Annotated in this window: 18 protein-coding genes; 7 read left to right on the top strand and 11 right to left on the bottom strand. The window is 63.5% G+C overall.

Annotated features, from left to right (window positions below; all coding sequences use genetic code 11):
* From PTE30175_RS02810 to PTE30175_RS02795, 5 genes are all read right to left on the bottom strand, one after another.
* Complete coding sequence (locus PTE30175_RS02810) at positions 1–3,108, bottom strand: efflux RND transporter permease subunit (protein WP_150695529.1); 3,108 nt, start codon at positions 3,106–3,108, stop codon at positions 1–3.
* Positions 3,101–4,264 (bottom strand): efflux RND transporter periplasmic adaptor subunit, encoded by a 1,164-nt coding sequence (locus PTE30175_RS02805; protein WP_150695528.1) that lies wholly within the window; start codon positions 4,262–4,264, stop codon positions 3,101–3,103. Before PTE30175_RS02805 ends, PTE30175_RS02810 begins: the two co-directional genes overlap by 8 nt.
* Positions 4,265–4,527: 263 nt before the next feature.
* The gene (locus PTE30175_RS28135; protein ID WP_191628796.1) at positions 4,528–4,671 is read right to left on the bottom strand and encodes a hypothetical protein; all 144 of its coding nucleotides are present in this window, start codon (positions 4,669–4,671) and stop codon (positions 4,528–4,530) included.
* Positions 4,672–5,321: 650 nt separating this feature from the next.
* On the bottom strand, positions 5,322–6,968 hold the full coding sequence (locus tag PTE30175_RS02800) for an Nramp family divalent metal transporter (RefSeq protein WP_150695527.1): 1,647 nt from the start codon (positions 6,966–6,968) through the stop codon (positions 5,322–5,324).
* 473 nt (positions 6,969–7,441) lie between these two features.
* A complete protein-coding gene (locus PTE30175_RS02795; RefSeq protein ID WP_150695734.1) occupies positions 7,442–8,920 on the bottom strand; it encodes a sensor domain-containing diguanylate cyclase in 1,479 nt (492 codons plus the stop codon).
* A gap of 313 nt (positions 8,921–9,233) precedes the next feature.
* Between PTE30175_RS02795 and PTE30175_RS02790 the strand changes: the two genes are divergently transcribed.
* The 5 genes from PTE30175_RS02790 to PTE30175_RS02770 all read left to right on the top strand — a co-directional run bounded on the left by PTE30175_RS02790 (position 9,234) and on the right by PTE30175_RS02770 (position 13,236).
* Positions 9,234–9,665 (top strand): cupredoxin domain-containing protein, encoded by a 432-nt coding sequence (locus tag PTE30175_RS02790; protein WP_150695526.1) that lies wholly within the window; start codon positions 9,234–9,236, stop codon positions 9,663–9,665.
* 130 nt (positions 9,666–9,795) lie between these two features.
* Positions 9,796–11,244 (top strand): porin, encoded by a 1,449-nt coding sequence (locus PTE30175_RS02785; RefSeq protein ID WP_224788569.1) that lies wholly within the window; start codon positions 9,796–9,798, stop codon positions 11,242–11,244.
* Positions 11,245–11,252: 8 nt separating this feature from the next.
* A complete protein-coding gene (locus PTE30175_RS02780; protein ID WP_150695525.1) occupies positions 11,253–11,816 on the top strand; it encodes an FMN-binding protein in 564 nt (187 codons plus the stop codon).
* On the top strand, positions 11,803–12,690 hold the full coding sequence (locus tag PTE30175_RS02775) for an FAD:protein FMN transferase (RefSeq protein WP_224788568.1): 888 nt from the start codon (positions 11,803–11,805) through the stop codon (positions 12,688–12,690). The genes PTE30175_RS02780 and PTE30175_RS02775 overlap by 14 nt, the downstream gene beginning before the upstream one ends.
* 78 nt (positions 12,691–12,768) lie before the next feature.
* Entirely contained in the window at positions 12,769–13,236 is a 468-nt protein-coding gene (locus PTE30175_RS02770; RefSeq protein WP_150695524.1) for a hypothetical protein, read from the top strand.
* Between the two features lie 6 nt (positions 13,237–13,242).
* On the opposite strand, the gene PTE30175_RS02765 is transcribed toward PTE30175_RS02770, so the two are convergent.
* From PTE30175_RS02765 to pdhA, 3 genes are read right to left on the bottom strand one after another with little or no spacing between them, the layout of a single operon-like run.
* Positions 13,243–14,346, bottom strand: a complete 1,104-nt coding sequence (locus PTE30175_RS02765) for a dihydrolipoamide acetyltransferase family protein (protein WP_150695523.1) — start codon at positions 14,344–14,346, stop codon at positions 13,243–13,245.
* A 35-nt stretch (positions 14,347–14,381) separates the two neighbouring features.
* Positions 14,382–15,362 carry an alpha-ketoacid dehydrogenase subunit beta gene (locus tag PTE30175_RS02760; RefSeq protein WP_150695522.1) on the bottom strand — a complete coding sequence of 327 codons (981 nt, stop codon included), beginning with the start codon at positions 15,360–15,362 and terminating at the stop codon, positions 14,382–14,384.
* A gap of 7 nt (positions 15,363–15,369) precedes the next feature.
* Positions 15,370–16,446, bottom strand: coding sequence for a pyruvate dehydrogenase (acetyl-transferring) E1 component subunit alpha (pdhA, locus tag PTE30175_RS02755; RefSeq protein WP_150695731.1), 1,077 nt, complete (start codon positions 16,444–16,446; stop codon positions 15,370–15,372).
* Between the two features lie 423 nt (positions 16,447–16,869).
* On the opposite strand from pdhA, the gene PTE30175_RS02750 reads away from it, so the two are divergent.
* Both PTE30175_RS02750 and PTE30175_RS02745 read left to right on the top strand, forming a co-directional pair.
* On the top strand, positions 16,870–18,261 hold the full coding sequence (locus PTE30175_RS02750; protein WP_150695521.1) for an FAD-dependent oxidoreductase: 1,392 nt from the start codon (positions 16,870–16,872) through the stop codon (positions 18,259–18,261).
* Between the two features lie 78 nt (positions 18,262–18,339).
* A complete protein-coding gene (locus PTE30175_RS02745) occupies positions 18,340–19,101 on the top strand; it encodes a FadR/GntR family transcriptional regulator (RefSeq protein WP_150695520.1) in 762 nt (253 codons plus the stop codon).
* 47 nt (positions 19,102–19,148) lie between these two features.
* Here PTE30175_RS02745 and denD read toward each other — a convergent pair whose 3' ends face one another.
* From denD to PTE30175_RS02730, 3 genes are read right to left on the bottom strand one after another with little or no spacing between them, the layout of a single operon-like run.
* Positions 19,149–20,114: a D-erythronate dehydrogenase gene (denD, locus tag PTE30175_RS02740; RefSeq protein WP_150695519.1), complete on the bottom strand. Its 966-nt coding sequence runs from the start codon at positions 20,112–20,114 to the stop codon at positions 19,149–19,151.
* On the bottom strand, positions 20,111–20,899 hold the full coding sequence (otnI, locus tag PTE30175_RS02735; RefSeq protein ID WP_150695518.1) for a 2-oxo-tetronate isomerase: 789 nt from the start codon (positions 20,897–20,899) through the stop codon (positions 20,111–20,113). The genes denD and otnI overlap by 4 nt, the downstream gene beginning before the upstream one ends.
* Before the next feature lie 19 nt (positions 20,900–20,918).
* On the bottom strand, positions 20,919–22,232 hold the full coding sequence (locus PTE30175_RS02730; protein ID WP_150695517.1) for an MFS transporter: 1,314 nt from the start codon (positions 22,230–22,232) through the stop codon (positions 20,919–20,921).
* Between the last annotated feature and the right edge of the window lie 29 nt (positions 22,233–22,261).

Genomic DNA, 22,261 nt, shown 5'->3' with positions numbered 1-22,261 from the left:
TCATGCCTCCAGCGGTTGCAGGTTTTGGCCCTGGCGAGCCTGACGGCGTTCGACGTAACGCTCGAGCGTGTAGTAATAGGTCGGCAGGATGAACAGGGTGAGCAGCGTTGCGACGACCAGGCCGCCCACCACCACCGTGGCCAGGGCGCGTTGCACGTCAGTGCCCACGCCGCTGGCCATGGCGGCGGGCAGCATGCCGACGGTCGCGACCGTGGCCGTCATCAATACCGGACGGAAGCGCTCTTCGGCGCCCGATATCACCGCCTCGCGCAGCGGCACGCCTTGCTCGCGCACACGGTTAATGTTGGCGACCATGATGATGCCGTTCTGCACCGCCACGCCGAACAGCGCAATGAAGCCGACGGCGCTGGCGACGTTGAGTGTTTCGCCCGTCACGCGCAGCGCAAACAGCCCGCCCAGCGTGGCCAGCGGCACCACGCCAAGAATCAGCACGGCCTGCCGCAGCCGGCCGAACTCGGCGAACAGGAACACCAGCATCAACGCGAGTACCAGCCCCATGATCAGCGTCAGGCGTGTTTGCGCCCGTTGCTGGTTCTCGAACTGCCCGCCCCATGACAACGCATACTTGCCGTGGTCGTACTTGACCGATTTGTCGATCTTGGCTTGCGCCTCGGCCAGGTAGGCCGACAGATCGCGATCACGGTAGTCGATCCGCACGATCAACACGCGCTTGCCCATCTCATGCGAGATGGTCGCCTCGCCACTCCTGTAGCGGATCTTCGCCAGCGACGACACTGGAATCTGCGCGCCGCCCGAGGCGGTGATGAACAGGCTGCCGAGCGCCTCCGGGCTGTTACGCGTGCGCGGCGGGAAACGCACCGTCACGCTGTACGTCCGGTCCGCCACGTAAACCTGGCTGACCGATGCGCCGCCAATCCCGGTCTGGATCAGGTTGGTGATGTCCGACACATTGATGCCATAGCGCGCGGCGGCCGCCCGGTCGATATCGACCACGATCTGCGGAATCGGCGGCTCCTGGAATATCGATGCGTCGGCAGTGCCGGGCACGGTATTGAGTGTCTTCACGATATCGCTGCCGATGCGGCGCAGTTCATTGAAATCGTTGCCGACCACGCGAATCACAAGCGGACTGTGCGCGCCGCCCACGGCGTCGTTGATGCCGTCGATGATCGGCTGGCTGATGCCTACCGAGATGCCGGGAATCTGTTGCAGCCGCGCATTGAGCTTGCGCACGAAATCCGCCTTGCTTTCGCCCTTCGGCCAGGTGTTGTACGGTTTCAGGCCGACCGGTGCCTCGATGTGCGACGGTGTCCACGGATCGGCCTGGCTGTCACTGCGGCCAAGCTGAGTGACGGCATACGAGACTTCCGGAAACGCTAGTACTGCGCTGCGGACTTCGCCGGCCATCTCGCTCGCCTTGTCGAGAGACAGCCCGGACGGCAGTTGCACCTGCAGCCACAGCGAGCCTTCGTCGAGGTCTGGCAGGAATTCCCGGCCGGTCGAGAACCCGAGCGCGACGACTGCCGCCAGCGCGGCAACGCCGACCGCGTACGATACCTTCGGCGCGGCGAGCAGGCGTTCGAGCGAGCGCCTGAAGCCTGCCTGCAGACGCTCCAGCGGCTTGTTGTGGAAGATCTTGCGCGGCTTCCTGAGGGCGACGTAGGCGAGCCCCGGCACCAGCGTAAACGTGCACAGCAGCGCACCAAGCAGCGCATAGGCGACGGTGTACGCCATCGGCGAGAACAGCTTGGCCTCGGCCCGCTCGAAAGCGAACAGCGGCAGGTACGCGGTAATGATGATCAATGTGGCGAACAGGATCGGCCGCGCCACCTGGGTGGTCGCGCCGAGCACGTCGGATTCGGTCAGGGTGGCGGTCGGATCGACCTCGCGTCGGCGCAGGATCGTTTCCGTCACGACGATGGCGCCGTCGACGATGATGCCGAAGTCAATCGCCCCGAGCGAAAACAGGTTCGCAGGCATGTGCGTGAAATGCATCATGATGAACACGGCCACCAGTGCCAGCGGGATCGTCGCCGCCGCGATCAGTGCGCTGCGCGGGCTTCCGAGAAACAGGATCAGCACGAGGCAGACCAGGCCCACGCCTTCGATCACCGTATGCGAAACCTGATGTACCGTGCTTTGCACCAGATCGTCGCGATCGATGTACGGCACGATGCGTACGCCCTGGGGCGCGAGTTGTTTGCGCAGTTCCTCGACCTTGGCGTGAACGCCCTTGAGGGTTTCCGACGGATTCTGATACTTGAGCATCTGGACGATGCCTTCGATCGTGTCGGGATTGCGGTCCTTGCCGAGAATACCTTCGCGTTCCTGATGGCTGTACGTCAGACGTCCGAGATCGCGCACCAGCACCGGCACGCCGTTACGCTGCGTCACCACGATGTTGCCGAGGTCGCCGAGCGTGTGGACCATGCCGATGCCGCGAATCACGTAGCCCTGCTCACCGCGCGAGATGCGGCTGCCGCCGGCGTTCGCGCTGTTGTTGTTGATCGCCGTGGTAACGTCGTTCAACCCCACGCCATAGCGCTGCAACTGGGGCGGGTCCAGTTCGAGCTGGTACTGCATGGTGAAACCGCCGAAATTGTCGACGTTGACCACGCCGGCCACTTGCTGCAGCGCGGGGATCACGACCCATCGTTGCAGCTCCGACAGCTCCATCAGGTTCTTAGTGTCCGATTCGAGCGTGTAGCGATAGATCTCGCCGGCCGGCCCGGTGACGGGATCGAGGCCCGGCGTGATGCCCGACGGCAACGTGGTGACCTGGCCGACACGCTCCATGATGCGCTGACGCGCCCAGTAATCCTCGACGCCGTCGCGGAACACGAGCGTGATCAGCGACAGGCCGAAGGTGGACGACGAGCGAATCGACGCCACACCGGGCGTACCGGCCAGCGCGCGTTCGAGCGGCACGGTGATTTGCTGCTCGATTTCCTCGGCCGCGAGGCCGGGCGCCTGCGTGGAAACCTGCGCGGTCACGTCGCCAATGTCGGGGTAGGCCTCTACTGCCATCTGGGTCCACGTGTAGTAGCCGAACGCGGTCACCAGCAGCGCGACGATCCAGACGACCACGCGCTTTTGCAGGCAAAGGGTGATGAGACGATTAATCATTGAGAAGCACCCCGCCCTTGACGACGATACGATCGCCTGCGGCCAGACCGGCGGTGATGCGGGCGCCGTCGTCTTCGCCGAAGCCCGGCTGCACTGCACGTTTGACGAAGATCCACGGTGCAGTCTCGACCCAGACCACGGTGCTGTCGTTGTTCATCAGCAGCGCCGAATTCGGCACGAACACCGAGCGTTGTTGCGGCACCGAGAACGTCGCGGTGGCAAACATGTTCGGCTTCAACTTGCCGTCGGCATTTGCGAAGCTGATCCGCACCTTCGCGCGCCGTGTGTCGGGATCGAGCACGTCGCTGACGAACGACACGGTGCCGTGGAATGTCTGGCCGTGGAAGGCCTGAAAGGTGACGTCCACGGGCTGGTCTTTCGCAATCTGGGCGAGATTGCTCTCGGGCACATTGGCCGTCACCCATACGGCGTCAAGGTTGGCGACGGTCATCAGCGATGCGGTCAGGTCGTTCACGTAGGCGCCTTGCGCGGTCGAGAGCGCCGTTACGCTGCCGGTGTTCGGCGCGGTCAGGACCAGCCGGCGGCCGTGCGTCTGCATGTCGGCGCCGATGCCGCGCAGCCGCGTTTCGGTGCGGGCGTATTCCGCCTGGGCCTGGGCAAAGTCGCTCTCGGCCTGCTCGAGGTCCTTCAATGCCCCGGCGCCGGCTTCGCGCAGCGCGCGCACGCGCTTGAGGGTGTTGTCGGCACGGTGCAGCACGTCGCGGGCCTTGTCGTCGTCGGAGAACGCCTGGGCCAGATCGCCCGAGTCGATCACGGCGAGGGGCTGTCCCTTGACGACCCGGTCGCCGAGACGCACCTTCAATTCGACCACGCGGCCGGTCACCGGTGGCAGGATGTTGAACGTGCGCGCCGGATCGGCTTCGACGGCGGCGGGCAGGGGCAGGCTGTGGGGCAGGTCGCGCGTGCCGACGGCTTGTACGGCCAGGCGCTCGCGCAACGCCGATTGTGGCGGCACGACGATCTTGTCGCCGTCCCGGATCAGGATGACGGGCTTGTCGTCATCGCGCTGCGCGGAAGCGTGGCTCGCCGTGGAAACGAGGCGAAGCGCCGGCACGGCGCAGGCCAGCGCGACGGCGAGCGTGACGCTGGCAACGGCCAGACGTTTGTTGCGGCGTGGTAAGCGGAATACGGACATGGTGACAACTCTGGATTGGAATACTTATCAGTGTGGTTGCAGCACATGTTGCGCGTATGAATCCACCGTCCCCGATAACCCGTTGTCCTGCTGCCGGCGCGGAATGCCGCGCTCAGGCCGCACGTCCCCGGGGCGTACGAGGGTTGGCCGAATGGGGTTCGGTCAGCGGGTCATCGGTGACGGCGCGCGTAACGGAACGCGCGACGGATTCAGTCGAGAAATGCGCTATGAAGCAAGCGGTAACGTGCGCCTCGGCACAAGCGTCAGGCGAAACGCCGCAGCGTCCGGATCAAGCCGTAAATGCGCTCGGTCCAGCCGCGCGGACGCACCGATTCATAGGCGTTGACCGGGAAGAGGTCTTGATGGACCGACTGGGGAAGGTCGGAAAGCAGCAGATAATATTTCATGGCAGTACTCCAGCGAGGGTTCCCGCGGGCACCGCCGATCGTTCGTCCTAGGCGCGTAGCGGCGGGACGACAATAAATTCGGGGCGGCGACGCCTGACGGGAGGTAAAGGCGAATTGATCAGGTCGGGGCATAAACAACAACTGTCACTGTCAGTCACGATCGTCTCCGTTCAATCAGTCCATGCCGGCGCAAATGCGGCATAGCCCGTGGGTGGCAAGATGCGGGCAGACAAAGCCTGCCCGGCGCGCCCGCGAAAAACCGGCGCGCGGCAACCGGCGTGCGGCCAATGATGCGCCGCATGCGTATGACGCCTGGCATGCGCACACGCGTGCGCCTGCCGGGCAGACGGGTCAAACTAGGGAAAGGTGATGCGCGAACAACTTGACGGCGCACCCTCTCGCACTCCGGCGAGACGGTGGCCACAGAATGGGGCGGACGTCAGGCCGGATTTACCGGGGAAACGGTAACGGGCAACTACTGCAATCCAATTTGGGAACTCCCCAATTCAATTTTGACTGGCGCGAATGTTACTCGCGCCGCGACGCTACGGTCAAGCGAATTGTGCGACGGTTCCGTTGCCATGACGCCGCACGCAATATGAATATGCGGTGTCATGGCCGGGACGCGGAGGCGCCTGCGTCGCGCGCGTTCAGTGGGCAAAAATCATCTGCCCGATCTTCACGACGACGAGTCCGGCCGCGATGAGCAAATAGGCCCGCAATACGCCCATCCAGATGCGCGTCGTCAACGTCAGACGCGGCGGCGGCAGCCGATCGAGCGGCGGCATGCGCCATTGGGCGCGCAAGGCACGGCTGTACTGTGGACGGTAGGCGCGGGCGCCAGCATCGCTGCGCTTTCGCAGCACTGCGGTCAGCGCGGCCGCGCAGGCAGCGAGTACCGTTCCGCCGCCGAGAATGCCGAGAATCGTTTTGCCGGCGATATCGGGGTAGATGACTGACGCGGTCAAGATGATGGAAAGCATCACGAGTACCCAGATCACTGCACCGGTAAACAGGTTCAGGCGCGTCGAGTTGACCCATGGACCCAGCACCGTCCGGTCGTTGCACAGCAACAACAGGAACACGGTGGCGCTCGGCAGCAGGACGCCGGCGAGGGATTGCACGGCCTCGGTCAGCAGGCCCAGCGGCGCGCCCGGCGCCAGGACCAGCGCAGCCGAACCGGACACGAGACCGAAGTACACGAGGTAGAAGCCCTTGGCATCGCCCACACCCCGGTGCAGCGAGTGACGGATGGCGAAAACGTCGCCGATGGCGTAAGCGGTCGACAGCGATACCGACGCCGCGCCGATGATGCACGCATCGATCATCGCGATGGCAAAGATCACGGACGACGCCCGGCCAACGTGTTTTTCAAGGCCGGCCAGCACGCCTGCCGCATCGGTGAAGTTCCCGAATTCAGGTTTGCCATGGAATAGCGCGGCGGCGAACGCCATCATCGCCACGGCCCCGATCATCACGAGCCCGATGCCGATCCACAGGTCGGCCTTTTCATAGCGGATGAAGCGGGGCGTGATGCGCTTGTCCACCACATAGCTTTGCTGGAAGAACAACTGCCAGGGCGCAACCGTTGTCCCGACGATGCCGATCACCAGCAGCATCACCTCGCTGAGCTTGCCGCCGGACGGCCACCCGGGGATGAAGAAATCGTGCGCCACCTGGCTCATGGGCGGATGCACGGCCACCAACACTGGCACCAGGAGCAGGCTGGCGAATACCAGCACCATCGCAAAACGCTCGAACCGCCGGAAGCTCCCCGTGCTGACCGCCGCCATGGTCAGCAACGCGGCAATGGCGACACCCCACAGGGGCGAGACGCCGAGGAACCCGACGGCGAAGGTGATGCCGACGAACTCGGTCACGATGGTCAGCGCATTGAGGACAAACAGGTCGATCACGCTGAAAGCGCCCCAGAACCTGCCGAAGCGCTCGAAAATCAGACGCGCGTGGCCAACGCCGGTGACCGCGCCGAGCCGGAGCACCATTTCCTGGTTGACATAGAGGACAGGCACCAGCAACAGCAACGTCCACAAGAGCGTGGTGCCGTAGTTCTGGCCTGCCTGGGTGTATGTGGCGAAAGCCCCCGCGTCGTTGTCGCCGACCATCACGATCAGCCCGGGGCCGAGGATGGCAAGCAGCGTACGCAAGCGCGCGAGCCAGCCGTTACGCGGGCCGACGTCGTGGCGTGCGATGGTGCCAAAGGCGCCATGGATGTCGCCCACATGCGCGTCGTCAAGGACCGCTTCACGGGGCTGAAAGATTTCTGTCGAAGTTGTCATTGTCGGATCTTCGTGGCTTGTGGGATGCCGGAAGATCCAACGCCCGTGTCCTTACGTCACGTTGGAAGCATGGCCGGCACCCCGGGAATGCATGAAAGCAAAACCGGGCATAAGGGAACGGGGTCACTGCCAGACATGACACCTCCTTTGCGCGAACCGGCGCACGTACGCCAACCTGTGCGCAACCGTGCGGCGCCAGACGACGTGCGCGCGATTGCGCTTCCATTCGGTGCGGGATAACTTGCGACGCGCACCGTCTGCCTTGGGGGCAAGACGGCGGCTGAGGAAAACGAGCGGGCCGGCTTGCCGTTCAGGCAATGCGATTGATCAAAGATCGACTACAGGAACCGTCCAAGGTGGTAACTCTCGCTGTATGTGAGCGGTTTCGGGTACTGCCATCTTCTTCAGTCAATGACATTTTTGCGCCTGCCGCAAATACTATTTCGGCCGTGCTTACCCTCATACCGGCGGTCTCACGACACCCCGAAATGGGACACTTTATTGCGTCCGGTCATTTTCGCCTTATAGAGCGCTTCGTCGGCGGCCTTGATCACGGCAGTCAGATCGTCATTGGCGCAGGGTTCCCGGCTCACGACGCCGATACTGGCGGTGACGCGTCCGTATTCACTGCCCGCATGCTCGATGGCGCACTCGCAGATGGCGGTGCGGATCCGCTCGGCGATCTCGGTCGCGCCGTCCGGGGTGGTATTGGGCAGGACGACCACAAACTCCTCGCCACCGTAGCGCGCCGCGGTATCGACCGGACGACGAATGTTTCCGGTGATGCACCGTGCCACGGCTGCCAGGGCATCGTCGCCGGCCTGATGCCCATAGGTGTCGTTGTAGGCCTTGAACCGGTCGATATCGACGAACAGCAATGACATCACGCTCCTCGTACGCTTGGCGCGACGCCACTCCTGGTCCAGGATCTCGCCGAGACTGCGCCGGTTATTCAGCCCGGTCAGGCCGTCGGTCCGCGCCAGCAGTTGTAGTTCCGATTCCGCCCGCATTCGACGGCGCAGCTGCACGCTCAGCAACATGGAAAGGGCGATGAAGGCCACCCCGAAAGCCACCATGAGCGAGCCGATGGTCACTGCGCGCCGGCGCCAGTTTGCATAGAAATCCTGCTCGGCCGCCGCCGTCATGATGATCAGCGGCGCGTTTGGAAAGTTCTGAAACCAGTAGAGCCGGCGAACGCCGTCGATCGAGGCCGTTTCGCTGAAGCTTCCCTCCGGTTCCGAAATAAAACGCTCGAATGTCCTCGCGCCTCGGATATTGCGGCCGACGATCTTGGGGTCGTACGGCTGCCGCATGATCATGACGCCATTCCGGCCGATCAACGACAGAGATCCATGGGGCCCGAGGGCCAAGCCGGCGAACAAGTCGCGAAAGTACTCGAGATTCACGGCCAGCAGCACCACGCCGGCGAACGATCCGTCCGAATGGGAAAGGCGTCGCGTGAGTGCAATGCTCATCGCCCCATCCCTCAACCGCGACTGGAAAGGATCGCTCATGTATAAACCGGTATCCGGGTGGTCGCGCTGCACGGTGAAGTAGGGGCGGTCGGCGAAATTGCCTTGCCGGGGTGTGTCGCTTGCCGAGTCCATGACGATGTTGCCCTGGGCATCCAGCACGAGCAACGAGCCCAGATATTTCGCGGTCGTGGCGCGGTCGAACAGCACTTCGCGGCGAAGGCGGGGGGGGAGCGCCATCACCTCGGGTTGTTTGACGCCATCGACGACAGCCTGTAGCGACAGCGCATACAGTTCGAAATTGCGCTCGATGTCCCGTTGAGCGATCAGCGCGATATCGCGTAATGTGTCGCGCGTGTGGTCCTGCGCGTCTTGCCGGCCCTGATACAACACCACTGCGCACAGGCCGACCATGACGACCGCAATCATCGCGCCGCACGCGGCGACCACCAACGATGACGCCGACAGCCGCTGCCACATGCCGCTGCCCAGGCGGGAGATCCAGTGTCTTTCGGTTTTTGCCATCTTTCTTGACCGAATCTGACTTCAGGTGTTGATGGGGTCCCCGCGACGGGGACTCACACTTCCATCCGCAATGCCTGCATCATTCTACAACCGAGTGACTGGAAATAGGCGGCTGAGGGATACACTGGATGCTTGCCTTCATTGCCAACACGCCCGGACAGGCGGGAGTCAGTCGGCCATTTGCCCGAACCGGCCGCTGTTGAAGTCGGCTATGGCAGGCAGGCGGGCTGGCAAGCGCCGTTCCCAAACCGTGATTTCAGGGGGCATCATGAACGTCAGATGGATTTGCGTGACCGCAGTGTGTTTGGCGTCCGTTGCCGCGGTCGCGAAGGGGGCAGGGCCGGGTGGCGCTGCGCCTGACGCGGCGCCAAGTGTCGCCGCCGTCGCCGCCGACGGCGTGCAACACATCACGATCGTCGGCGGCGACTATTACTTTCGCCCCGAACACGTCGTCGTCAAGGTCAACACCCCCGTTGCCCTGACGGTGAGCGTGGAGCGAGGCATCATCCCCCATCGCTTCGTGCTCAAGATTCCGGGCTCGGACGTGTCGATCGACGAATCCCTGGGCCAGGAGCCCACCACGTTCGCATTCACGCCGAAGGCTGCCGGCAAGTACCCGTTCTACTGCCCCAACCGGCTGCTTTTCTTCAAGAGCCACCGGGAGCGCGGTATGGAAGGCGTTCTCGAGGTCGTCGAGTAAGATCCTTCAAAAAGTTCCCCTGAGTTAAAAAAATATTGATAATAAAAATAATTCTCAGTAACATCTCCTGCCGTCAGGAATGGGTGGCATTTTCGACATCCATTCTATTTTCGTCGTGAGACGAGTGATCATGAGCAGGGGACAAATGAAGTACACGTCGTTCAATCTGGCGGCTCGCGCGCTGCTGGTTCTCGCGGCGCTCGGCAACGCGGGCGCTTCGCTCGCGGCCAGCGCCGCATCGGGAAAATCCTCGCCAGCCACAGTCAAGAAGCTGGAAGCGAAAGTCGACGACTTGTCGCAACAGCTCGCTGAACTGAGGCAGCAGCTTCAGGACATGAAGCAGCAGAATGCAACGCTCGCCACGCAACAGCAGCAAACGGCGCAACAGACGCAGCAAACCGTCGTGACACAGCAACAGCTGCAAACCGAAGTCGCGGCGGCAACGCAAGCCGCGCAACAGGCGCAAGCGAAGATCAGCCCGTGGGAGAACGTGTCGCTGTGGGGTTATGGCGAAATCTATTACGCGCGCCCGACGCGCCGCTCGGACTTGACCCGCGCGGATCTTGCACGTGCCGTTTTCGGCATCGGCTACCAATTCGACGACAAGACGCGCTTCAACTCTGAATTCGAAATCGAACATGCCATCACGTCGGCTAGCGACGTGGGCGAGTTCGAGGTCGAGCAGTTCTATGTCGACCACAAATTCAATGACAAGATCAGCGCGAAAGCGGGCTTGTTCCTGATCCCGGCGGGGTTGCTGAACGAAAATCATGAGCCGACCAACTTCTACGGCGTGCAGCGAAATTTCGTCGAGACGTTGATTATTCCGAGCACTTGGCGCGAAGGTGGGGTGCAACTCTACGGTGATACCGATTTCGGCCTGGGTTGGAATGTCGGCCTGACCACCGGACTCGATCTGTCGAAATGGAATTTCTCTCCCACGTCGCCGCAATATCAGTCGGCACTGGAACTCATCAACAATAGCGTGGCGCCAATGCAGGCGACCCACCAGGAATTGGCTGGCGCGAATGCGCAGAAGTTGTCGCAGTTCGTGGCGCTGAACTATCGCGGACTGCCCGGGTTGACGGTCGGCGGGTCGTATTTCACGGGTGGCGTTGTCCGCAGCATCCCCGACGTCCCGAATAATGAACGCGTCAATCTGTGGGAAACGCACGTGCGTTACCAGCCGGGCAAGTGGGATTTTTCGGCGCTGTACGCGCACGGTTCGTTCACGCACACGGCGGAAGCCAACGCGTTGAACCCTGGGGCGACCAACCCGCTGCCGGCGTCATTCTATGGCTGGTATGCGCAGGCGGCGTATAACCTGTGGCAAAGCGGCGAATATCGCGTCGCACCATTCCTGCGTTACGAGCGGTACAACATGGCGGCCAGCTACGAAGGCATTGCGGCGGGTGCCTCCACGACGCCGGACGGGTTCCCGAGCCCGCGCGACACGGTTGTCACGATCGGCGCCAACTTCTATTTGAACCCGAAGGTGGTTTTCAAGATCGACTACCAGCGCTTCAAGGTCAATCGTGATTTTTCGCGGATCGATCTCGGCCTGGGCTTGCAATTCTAAGGAATTCCATGCGCTATTACCCGCTCCCTGTTTCGGTGGCGATCGTGGCTGGTGCCGCATCGGCGGCAGCGCTCGTTCCGACAGCCGTTTTTGCGACCGACTACATGTCGGCGCCAGATGCGCAAAAGCTGATGTTTCCGGAGGCCACAGCATTCGTCCCGCAGCCCGTCGTGTTGACGCCTGACAAGATGAAAGAAATCGCCGCGCATGCCGGCGGCGTGATCAATAGCGTCTCATGGAAAGTATTCGCGGCAATGCAGGGCGAGACCGTATTGGGTTACGTGGTGACCGACGCGGTCATCGGCAAATTCCAGTTGATCAACTATGCGGTCGCATTCGGGACCGACGGTGCGATCAAGGATGTCGAAATTCTCTCGTATCGCGAAGAACATGGTGGCGAGGTGCGCACGAAGGCATGGCGCAGGCAGTTTTTTGGCAAGACAGCCAGCGCGCCTTTACGTATCGGCAACGATATCGACAACATCAGCGGTGCGACGCTCTCGTGTACTCACCTGACTGACGGGATAAGGCGTATTGCGAGTTTCGTTCAGCTTGTGCTTGTCAAACACTGAGGCGCCGACGGTGCAGGAAGTCGCCGGCATGTCGATCGTCCGCCGCGCCAAGCCGCTGCTGGGCACGCTCGTCGATATCGCCGTGAGGGCTGAAGATGCGCAGCATGCCCAAAGGGCACTCGCGAGCGCCTTCGCGGAATTGGCGACCGTACATCGGCTCATGAGTTTTCATGATAGCGAAAGCGATGTCAGTCGCATCAATCGTGCGGCGGTGGGTGCCCCGACCCGGGTCGATTCGCGCACGGCGGAAGTGTTGCGCGCGGCACGGTGTTTATCCGTCGAATCGCAGGGCGTTTTCGACTGCACCGTGGCGCGCGAATTGGTGCAATCGGGCTTGCTGCCCGCCGCCGCGCAAAATGTCGTTCCGCTTTCCGGCGACACCCCGGCAGACCCGTGGTCATTGGAAGGCGATCTGGTGGTCAAAAGCATGGACTGCCTGATCGATCTGGGCGGCATCGCCAAGGGCTACGCCGTCGATCGGGCGACGGCGGTTCTCGCCCAATACGGCGTGGCCGATGCGCTGGTCAACGCGGGCGGCGATCTGCGCCACCACGGTGAGACACCGGCAACGATTCATTTGCGAGACCCGGCTGACCCGGGACGCATCGGATCGGCAACCTCGCTCCTCAACGCGGCCCTGGCCAGTTCCGCGACGAGCGGCCTCAATGCGAAGGGCACGAGCGCCGTATCGGCACTGATTGACGGGGTAACGCGCTTGCCGTTGCCGCTGGGGGAGGGCGCGAGTATCATCGCGCCAAGTTGCATGATGGCCGACGCACTGACGAAATTTGTGCTTGCTGTGCGGGCGACAAGCCACCCGCTGCTTGACCGCCACCGCGCGCGCGTGGTCTTCTACCGCTTCGCCGGCCCTTGACGCGTTATGCAATCTCCTCCCCATTCATCCAGGCACCTCAGGCCGTCATTGCGACTCGGTGCTGTCAGGCGTTACGCCTTGTATTTGATCATCGCCGCGTTATTCGCGACCGGCACGCTTTGGCTTTACGTGCATATGACGCGTGTGGACGACGCGATGCCCAGCCCGCTTGAGCCGTGGGCGATGAAACTCCATGGGGCCGCCGCCATGGGAATCCTCTATTTTGCGGGGACGATGCTCCATGGTCACATGCTGCACGGTTGGCATAACCGCCGGAACCGCCTGGCCGGAGGGGTCACGGCCTTGGTCTTCGGTATGCTTGCGGTGACCGGATACGGCTTGTACTACTTCGGCGGCGATGCCGTTCGCAGCGTAACGGAATGGGGGCATTGGATCGCCGGATTCGGCACGCCACCGCTGCTGTTCTGGCACATCGTCACGGGGCGCCGCCGCCGGCAAACGCCGATACTGTCCCGGAACGACAGGCGCCACGAAGCCCACGCAACGCGGCACCGGTCCAAGCCGGATGCGGACACCCGCCCGTAACGGCGCTCAGGTTGGCAGCACCAGGTCGGCGATCACGGCCGCGAGAAATCGCGCCGCTTCGCCGCCCGTGACCACCCGGTGGTCGAAGGTCAGCGACAACGGCAGCACGCGGTGTACGGCAGGGGCCCCGTCCACGGCCACGACCTGTTCGTGGATCCTGCCAGCGCCAAGGATCGCCACCGTGGGCGGCACCACGATCGGGGCGGCGTACTTGCCGGCGATCATGCCGAAATTCGATAGCGTGATGGTGTTGCCGCGCAGTTCCTCCGGCGCGATCTTGCGGGCCCGGATGTCGGCCCGCATCAAATCGAGGCCGCGCCGCAAGTCGGCCGCGTCGCGATTGCCGACGTTGCGCAGCACGGGCACGAACAACCCCTCGGGCAGGTCGACGGCGATGCCCACGTCGATGTGGTCGAGCACATGGCGCCGCCCCGTGTGGCCTTCGTACCAGGCGTTGAGCGCCGGTTCCGCGCGGCATCCCGCCACCAGGGCGCGCACGAGCCGGATCGTGATATCGGTGCCGGGCGGCCACGCGTGGATATCGGCGTCGTCGATGACGGTGGCCGCGGCCACCTCGCTCTGCGCCCGCGCCATGTTCTGGGCCATCGCTCGCCGCACACCGCGCAGCGTCTCGGCCGGGCCGACGTCGGCCAAGGTCTTGGCGACACGCCGAACGTCGGCGGCCGTGATCACGCCGTCGGGCCCCGAAGGCGTGACCATCGACAGGTCGACATCGAGCTGGCGCGCAAGCGCACGGACGGCCGGCACCGCCTTGACCCCCGCGCCGCCATGCCCAAGGGACGCCGGCGTCTCGGCCACGACCTGCGTGCCGACTTTCATCGCACCGACCAGCGTGCCCGCGTCGGCATCCTCGCCTGCGCCTTCGAATCCGACCAGCGGCGCGCCCAGGTGCACGAGCTCCCCGACCTTGCCATACCGCTTGGCAATGCGGCCCGCGTACGGCGACGGAATTTCGACAATGGCCTTGGCGGTCTCGACGGAAAGCAGTGGCTGGTCGACCACGACGGTGTCGTCTTCCTTGACATGCCATGTGACGATTTCGGCTTCCTGCAGTCCTTCGCCCAGGTCGGGCAGCTTGAAGATTTTCATCGCGGCTCCTTCGGCTCGGGTCGACCCAGGCGGGTTCACACGGATTCCAGCGTTTTGCGTACGGCAGCAACGATGCGTTCGACGCTCGGCATGTACTCATGCTCGAGGCGCGACAGCGGCACCACCACGTCATATCCCGTTACCCGCTGCACGGGCGCCTGCAATGAGTACAGTCCGGCTTCGGCGAGGTTGGCTGCGATCTCCGCGCCGAACCCGGCCGTGCGCGGCGCTTCGTGGACGATCACACAACGGCCCGTCCTGGCGACCGAGTCGAGAATCGTCTGCATGTCGAGCGGCTTGAGCGTGGCGACGTCGATCACTTCAGCCTCAATGCCTTCGGCGGCCAGCGCGTCGGCCGCCGCCAGCGATTCCTGCAACATGGCACCCCAGCTCACCAGTGTCACGTCGTTGCCGCTGCGCTGTGTAAAACACACGTCGAGCGGCAGGGCCTCGCCGTCGTCGGCGACTTCCTGGCGGAACAGCCGGTACAGGCGCGTCGGCTCGAGAAAGATCACCGGGTCGGGGTCACGAATTGCAGCCAGCAGCAGGCCGTAGGCGCGCGCAGGCGTAGACGGCACAACCACCCGCAACCCCGGGATGTGCGCGAACAGTGCTTCCGGGCTTTCCGAGTGATGCTCCGGCGCGTGGATGCCTGCACCGCAGGGCGTGCGCAACACCATGGGGCAGGACATTCGGCCGCGGGTACGGTGCCGCAATCGCGCTGCATGATTGAGGATGTGGTCGATCGTCGGATAGACGAAGCCCGCGAACTGGATTTCGGCGACGGGTTTGAGCCCCATCGCCGCCATGCCGACGGCAACACCCGCAATGCCGGTTTCCGCCAGCGGGGAATCCATGACGCGCTGGTCGCCGAAGCGAGCCTGCAGGCCTACGGTGGCGCGAAACACGCCGCCGTCGACACCGATGTCTTCACCGAGCAGGACCACATCGGGATCGTGCTCCAGTGCATGGGCAAGCGCCTGGTTGACCGCTTCCACAAGGTTGATTTCGGCCATGATGAACTCACGAGCGAGGGGCGAAATGCTGTGCGCTTGCCAGTTGCGCGCGCAACGTGTCGGGCAGCGCGGCGTAGAGATGCTCGAACATCGCGGCAGTCTCCGGCGCCGGCGCGGCGAGGTAGTCGTCGACGGCTTGCGCGACGGCCTGCGTGCAATGCTTGAGCCATGCTTCTTCCTGGGCGGCGTCCCACAGCCCTCGCTTGACGAGATAATTGCGCAGGCGCACGACGGGCTCCAGGACCCATTGCGCCTTGACGGCGTCGTTGTCGCGATAGCGCGAGGCATCGTCGGCGGTGGTGTGGTCGCCGAGCCGGTAGGTGATGGCTTCAATCAGCGCCGGGCCGTGGCCGTTGCGCGCCTTGTCGAGCGCTTCGTCGGCCGCCTGGCGTACGGCGATCACGTCGTTGCCGTCGACTTGCAGGCCCGGGATGCCTGCCGAGAGGGCCTTCTGCGCGAGGGTCTGTGCGGCAGTCTGGCGATGGCGGGGCAGCGAGATCGCCCACTGGTTGTTGTTGACGACGACGACCAATGGCACTTGCCAGACACCCGCCATGTTGATGCCTTCATAGAAATCGCCTTTCGAGGTGGCGCCGTCGCCCATGATGCACACGGCCACGCGTGCCTCGCCGCGAAGTTGAAAGGCGCGGGCCGCGCCCGTCGCATGGCAGACCTGGGTGCCGATCGGCACGCAGTTGGGGAAATCGTGACGCGCCGCCGCAAAATTGCTGCCGCGTTCGTCGCCGCCCCAATACAGGAGGCTCTCGGTCATCGTGACGCCGCGCACGAACTGCGCACCGTGTTCGCGGTAAGAGGGCAACAGAACGTCTTCGGGGCGCATGGCGCTGGCGACGCCGACGCCGACCGCCTCCTGACCGAGTGACGAGGCGAAGGTGCCGATTTTGCCGGTACGCTGCAGGGCAATGGCCTTGGCGTCGAACTGACGCGTGAGCACCATGGCGCGGTACAAAGCTTTGAGCGTCTCGGGCGCCTGCGCGAATTCCGGCAAAGGCGCGACCGGCTCGCCCTGGGGGTCGAGCACCTGCGTGTATTCGGTTGCATAACTTGCAACAGTGGTGACCATGACCAGCTCCTTCTTGCCAAAACCTCCGCCGGCAACGTCGATGAGTCGGGCGGAGCGCTCGCTGCCGGGATCGCCGGGCAGCGTCGGGTTCACTGGGAGTGAGGCGGCTCAGGTATTAGTGTAGGTCAAGGGCGTGGGGTGGGGACGCATCTGTCACGTACTTGTGCCTCGCACAGTCTCCCGATTGAGCGCATTGGGCGGTCAGCACGGATTCAAGGATGACGTCGCACATATTTAGTTGGGCGGGCAGTTTGGTGATGGGCAGAGCGAGACACGGAAAACGACGATTTGCCTGGTCGGCGCTGCGGGACTGCTGAAAGTCGCGCCCCATTGGCTTGCGACCTTGATGAGGCATTTATTGGCATTGTGATGCAAATTGTTGTATTCTGGGTGTGACCTTTTCTGTCAACTCCCGGAGCAACCATGCGTCCCTTCTGGCTGGAACAAGCCCTCATCGGTGACACGGACCTCGCCCCCGCATTGTGCGGCGTCAAGCAGGCCGACATTTGCATTGTAGGAGGCGGTTTCACCGGGTTGTGGACGGCCCTGCAACTCAAGCGCAAGCGACCGTCACTGAAGATCACCGTACTTGAAGCCGATCTCTGCGGGGCGGGCGCGAGCGGCCGCAACGGCGGGTGCATGTTGACCTGGTCCACCAAATTCTTCACGTTGGCGCGGTTGTTTGGCGAGACCGAAGCGGTACGTCTGGTTCGCGCGTCAGAGGCGGCGGTCCAAAGCATTGCCGATTTTTGCCGCCAGCACAGTATCGATGCCGACCTCCGGCTTGACGGTACGCTTTATACGGCCACCAACCCGGCGCAGGAAGGCCAGCTGGAACCGGTGATTCAAGCGCTGCAGCGCCGGAACCTCAATACCTGGACGCGGCTTTGCGTAGCCGAGGTCGCCGCCCGGTCCGGGTCCGCACGAAACCTTTCGGGCTTTTTCTCGCCCATGGCGGGCACCGTGCATCCGGGCAAGCTCGTACGCGGACTGCGCCGCGTTGCGCTACGTGAGGGCATCGAGATCCATGAGCGTACGCCGATGCTGTCGTTGATCGATGCGGCCCGACCGGCCGTGGTCACGCCGGCAGGCCGGGTTGAAGCCGGCCATGTCGTGCTGGCGCTCAATGCATGGATGCCGAGCCTGTTCTCGCAGTTCGAGCGCTCGGTGGCGATCGTGTCGAGCGACATGATCATGACCGATCGTTGTCCTGAGCGCCTGGCGGCCATCGGAATGAATCACGGGACCTCCGTGCTGGACTCGCGCACGTTCGTGTATTACTACCGAACGACCTGTGATGGGCGCCTGATGCTGGGCAAGGGCGGCAATACCTTCTCCTATCGCGGCCGCATCGCACCGGTGTTCAATCAGCGCTCGCCCTACGAGGCCATGCTGACGCAAAGCCTGCGGGCGTTTTTTCCGTCTCTGGGCGACGTGCCGGTCATCGCCAGCTGGAATGGGCCGTCGGATCGGTCCGTCACCGGCTTCCCGTTCTTTGGCTACCTGAATGGCAACCGGGCGATCTCGTATGGTTTCGGTTATTCGGGCAACGGCGTCGCGCCCAGCTACATGGGCGGCCAACTCCTGTCATCGCTGGCGTTGGGCGAGGACAATGCATGGACGCGTTCCGGGCTCGCGACGGGCCCGCGCGGATATTTCCCGCCGGAGCCGGTGCGCTATCTCGGTTCGCTGTTGGTGCGCAATGCGATTCGGCGCAAGGAGAATGCCGAGGACCGACAGGCCGAGCCGTTCATGATTGACCGGTTCCTGGCCCGTTTCGCCGCGGCAGCCGGCAAGTCCGACAAAAGCGGATAACCGCATACACTGCCGCCACGGCAATCCAGGACAGTGCTATCGTCTTGTCATCTCCTCATACAAGCGGACAAGATTTCTATGGCAGTCGAATTGAAACCGGTGCATGCCGGCGCGCGATTATCCGAGCAGGTGGCCGATACGCTGGCGCAGCACATCCGTGACGGCGCGTTCCCCGCCGGTGAAAAATTGCCGTCCGAAGCCCAGTTGGTCGAGCAGTTCAAGGTGAGTCGCACGGTGATCCGTGAGGCCGTCTCTCAATTGAAATCGTTGGGACTCGTTGTCTCGAGGCAGGGTTTCGGGGTGGTGGTCCAAGAGCCCGGCATCAGGCCGCTGGCGTTTGACGCCGGTCACGTCGCTTCGCGCAAAGCCGTCGTACAGATGGCCGAGGTCCGCCGTGTGCTCGAAGCGGAGGCGGCACGGCAGGCTGCGGCCAACCGCAGCGACGAGGACCTGCGGACGATTCGCAATGCGGTGACCGCGCTAGCCGACGCGGCGCGAAAAGGATTGGACGGCGTGGAGGAGGATGTGAATTTCCATCGAAGTATTGCGGCGGCAACCGGCAATCCGTTCCTGATCGCGACCCTTGACTACCTGTCCCAATACCTGCGCAGCGCGGTTCAGGTCACGCGCGCAAACGAGGCGCGTCGCGAGGATTTCTTCCAGGAAGTCCTGCGTGAGCACGACGCGATCGTCAAGGCCATCGAAAAAGGCGATCCCACGGGCGCGCGCAAGGCGGCCGCCAATCACATGGACAACGCGATACGGCGTATTCGGGCCGCCGACCAGGCGTTTTGGGATATGGAAGGGGCCCGGCTGGCGCAAACACTGCGCACGCTTTGATACCATCGCCATGGCGCGCGAGCGCCCGCCGTGGCGATGCGCCGAGGTCAGCGGGATTCGCGCAGATATTGTTCGACAATGCTTTCGAAATTGGCGTCGGCCGTCAGCCCCAGGGCGGCTGTGCGCCGCGATTCGAAACGCGCCGGCCAGCCGCCGACGATGCGGGCAATGGCCGGGTCGGGGACGAAGCGCACACGCGCGCGCGCCGCGCTGCCTCCCACCTTTTCCAAGGCATCGAGCATGTCCTGTACACGCACAGTCAGTGCCGGCAGGCTGAGCGCGGTGCGCCCGCCGAACGCATCGCGTCCGGCCTCGAACACGGCAATGAGTCCTGCAACGGTGTTGGCCGGTGATGCGAGCGCCACTTCGGTCTCGGGTGATACCGGGCAAACCGCTTCGAGCCCCGCCAACGGCTCCCGGATGATGCCTGAGAGGAAACTCGACGCCGCACCGTTGGGCCGGCCCGGGCGTACCGACACGGTCATCAGTCGCGCAGTGCGGCCGTCGATGAACCCCTTGCGCGTATAGTCGGCCACCAGTTGTTCACAGATGAACTTCTGCACGCCGTACGATGATTGCGGGGTCGGCAGCGTGTCGTCGCGCACGACAGCCGGCAGGGGCAGTGCCGGGTCGCTGCCGAACACGGCGACCGAACTCGAAAATACCAGTTTGGGCACGTTGCCGGCAGCGCGCAAGGCGTCGAGGAGCGCGCGCGTGCTGTCCAGGTTCGACTGCATGCCGAGTTCGAAATTCGCCTCGCATTCGGATGACACGGCCGAGGCAAGGTGGAACACGCCGTCGAAGCGTTCCTCCCCAAGCGCCTTCGCCAACGCGAGCACAGTACCGACACGGACCTCGACACGCGGGTCGGAACGCAGATCGTCGGCGGGCGCCGCCAGATCGGCCAGCACCAGGCGATCAATCGCGCGGCCATCAAGCACGCCGCTCGCCAACAGCCGGCGCGCGAGCCGTGCGCCGAGAAAGCCGGCGCCACCGGTAATCAGCAGTTTCATCGTTGTGCCTCCTTCCAGGGCTGAAACCAGGCCAAGCCATCCGATGTGCCGGCACGGGGCCGGTATTCGCAGCCGACGTAGCCATCGTAGCCGAGTGCATCGAGCTGGGCGAACAAAAAGGCATAGTTGAGCTCGTTGTCATCCGGCTCATGGCGATCCGGCACACCGGCGATCTGCACGTGACCGACGCCCGCGAAGTGCTTGCGCAGGCGCATTGTGATGTCGCCTTCCATGATCTGGCAGTGATACGCGTCCATCTGCACCTTCAGATTGGGTTCTCCGACCGCGAGAACGATGTCGTGCGCTTGCTGCTGCGTATTCAGAAAATAACCGGGCATGTCGCGCGTGTTGATCGGCTCGATCAGCAGCGTAATGGCGCGCTGCGCACACCGCCGCGCCGCGAACCGAAGATTCGACACGTAGGTCTCATGCGCGGCCGTGCGGTCGGCGTCGACCGGCACAAGGCCCGCCATGGCGTGCAGGCGGTGGCAGTCTGTCGCCGTCGCGTAGTGCAGGGCCAGCGCGAGCGAATCTTCAAATTCCGTTTCGCGCCCCGGCAACGCGGCAATACCGCGCTCGCCGGCCGCCCAGTCGCCGGGCGGCAGATTGAACAGCGCCTGGGTCAGCCCGCTTTCGCGCAGGCGGCGGGCAATTTCGGCGGCCGGATACTCGTACGGAAAAAGGTATTCGACCGCTCGGAAGCCGTCGCGTGCCGCGGCCGCAAAGCGGTCGAGAAACGCGTGTTCCGAGTACATCATGGTCAGGTTGGCGGCAAATCTTGGCATGTCGTACTTGGCTCCAGGTCTAGCGGTTAACCAGCGCCGCGGGCGTTTTCAGCACGCAGATCACGCCGACGACGAGGCTGGCGGCAAGCACATACATGCCGGCGGCCGCGCTGCCCGTGGCGTCCTTGAGCGCGCCGATCACGAATGGACTGACGAAGCCGGCGAGGTTGCCCACGGAATTGATCACGGCGATACCCGCTGCGGCAGCGGCCCCGCCGAGGAATGCAGTCGGAAGCGACCAGAATAGCGGGGCGCAGGTCAACACGCCTGCGGCGGCGAGTGAAAGAGACACCAGCGACACCGCCGTGCTTTGCGAATACGCCGCAGCGACGGCGAAGCCGACCGTACCCATCAAGGCGGGAATCACAAGGTGCCAGCGGCGCTCGCGGCGCGCGTCGGCGCTGCGTCCGAACAGGTTCATTGCGACCACGGCGGCGAGGAACGGAATCGCGCTGAGCACGCCGATCATCAAATTCCCCTTGATGCCCGTCGACTTGATGAAGGTCGGCATCCAGAACGTCAGGCCGTACTGGCCCATGACGAAACAAAAATAGATCAGGCTCATGAACCACACGCGCTTGTCGCTGAAAGCGCTCATGGCGGGGGCGCCTTCATTCTTGTGCTTGCGGTCTTCCGCTATGGCGTTCGCGACAATCCGCTTCTCGTCGTCGTCGAGCCATTTTGCATCGGCAACCGAGTTGTCGAGATACCAGAACACCACAAGACCCACCACAACCGCCGGAAGCGCCTCGAACAGGAACATCCACTGCCAGCCGGCCCATCCGCCCGCGCCACCGAAGGCGTCCATGATCAGGCCGGACAACGGATTGCCGAATATGCCCGACACGGGGATCGCCGACATGAACATGGCCACGATCTTGGCGCGGCGGTGCGATGGATACCAATGCGTCAGATACATGATGATGCCGGGGTAGAAGCCCGCTTCGGCGAGGCCGAGGAGGAAGCGCATCACGTAGAAAGAGGTGGGCGTCGAAACGAAAACGAAGCAGGCCGAGATCAGACCCCAGGTGATCATGATCCGCGCGATCCACACCTTGGCGCCGAAGCGATTCAGTGCAAGATTGCTCGGCACCTCGAACAGAAAGTAGCCGAAGAAGAAGATGCCGGCGCCCAAGCCGAATATGGTTTCGCTGAACCCGAGCTGTTGCGACATTTGCAGCTTCGCAAAGCCGACGTTTACGCGGTCCAGATACGACACGACGTAACACAGGACGATCAGCGGCACGATGCGCCACGACACTTTGCGAAATACGGCATCCTCGCGGCTCGATGCAGTTGCGCCCGCTTGCGGGGCGGCAAGGCTGGTGCTCATGGATAAATCTCCTCCAGGTTGATGGATAT

The organism is Pandoraea terrae (genome assembly GCF_902459695.1).
In the GTDB taxonomy this organism is placed as follows: Bacteria; Pseudomonadota; Gammaproteobacteria; order Burkholderiales; family Burkholderiaceae; genus Pandoraea; species Pandoraea terrae.
This window is presented reverse-complemented; position numbering and strand designations above follow the sequence as displayed.

Bases quoted from the DNA above. Each gene is read 5' to 3' on its own strand.
- PTE30175_RS02750 (WP_150695521.1), top strand. From the start codon at position 16,870: ATGCGTCCCTTCTGGCTGGAACAAGCCCTCATCGGTGACACGGACCTC.
- PTE30175_RS02795 (WP_150695734.1), bottom strand. From the start codon at position 8,920: ATGTGGCAGCGGCTGTCGGCGTCATCGTTGGTGGTCGCCGCGTGCGGC.
- PTE30175_RS02780 (WP_150695525.1), top strand. From the start codon at position 11,253: ATGCGCTATTACCCGCTCCCTGTTTCGGTGGCGATCGTGGCTGGTGCC.
- PTE30175_RS02745 (WP_150695520.1), top strand. From the start codon at position 18,340: ATGGCAGTCGAATTGAAACCGGTGCATGCCGGCGCGCGATTATCCGAG.
- PTE30175_RS02760 (WP_150695522.1), bottom strand. From the start codon at position 15,362: ATGGCCGAAATCAACCTTGTGGAAGCGGTCAACCAGGCGCTTGCCCAT.
- PTE30175_RS02730 (WP_150695517.1), bottom strand. From the start codon at position 22,232: ATGAGCACCAGCCTTGCCGCCCCGCAAGCGGGCGCAACTGCATCGAGC.
- PTE30175_RS02765 (WP_150695523.1), bottom strand. From the start codon at position 14,346: ATGAAAATCTTCAAGCTGCCCGACCTGGGCGAAGGACTGCAGGAAGCC.
- otnI (WP_150695518.1), bottom strand. From the start codon at position 20,899: ATGCCAAGATTTGCCGCCAACCTGACCATGATGTACTCGGAACACGCG.
- denD (WP_150695519.1), bottom strand. From the start codon at position 20,114: ATGAAACTGCTGATTACCGGTGGCGCCGGCTTTCTCGGCGCACGGCTC.
- PTE30175_RS28135 (WP_191628796.1), bottom strand. From the start codon at position 4,671: ATGAAATATTATCTGCTGCTTTCCGACCTTCCCCAGTCGGTCCATCAA.
- PTE30175_RS02800 (WP_150695527.1), bottom strand. From the start codon at position 6,968: ATGACAACTTCGACAGAAATCTTTCAGCCCCGTGAAGCGGTCCTTGAC.
- PTE30175_RS02810 (WP_150695529.1), bottom strand. From the start codon at position 3,108: ATGATTAATCGTCTCATCACCCTTTGCCTGCAAAAGCGCGTGGTCGTC.
- PTE30175_RS02785 (WP_224788569.1), top strand. From the start codon at position 9,796: ATGAGCAGGGGACAAATGAAGTACACGTCGTTCAATCTGGCGGCTCGC.
- PTE30175_RS02805 (WP_150695528.1), bottom strand. From the start codon at position 4,264: ATGTCCGTATTCCGCTTACCACGCCGCAACAAACGTCTGGCCGTTGCC.
- PTE30175_RS02790 (WP_150695526.1), top strand. From the start codon at position 9,234: ATGAACGTCAGATGGATTTGCGTGACCGCAGTGTGTTTGGCGTCCGTT.
- pdhA (WP_150695731.1), bottom strand. From the start codon at position 16,446: ATGGTCACCACTGTTGCAAGTTATGCAACCGAATACACGCAGGTGCTC.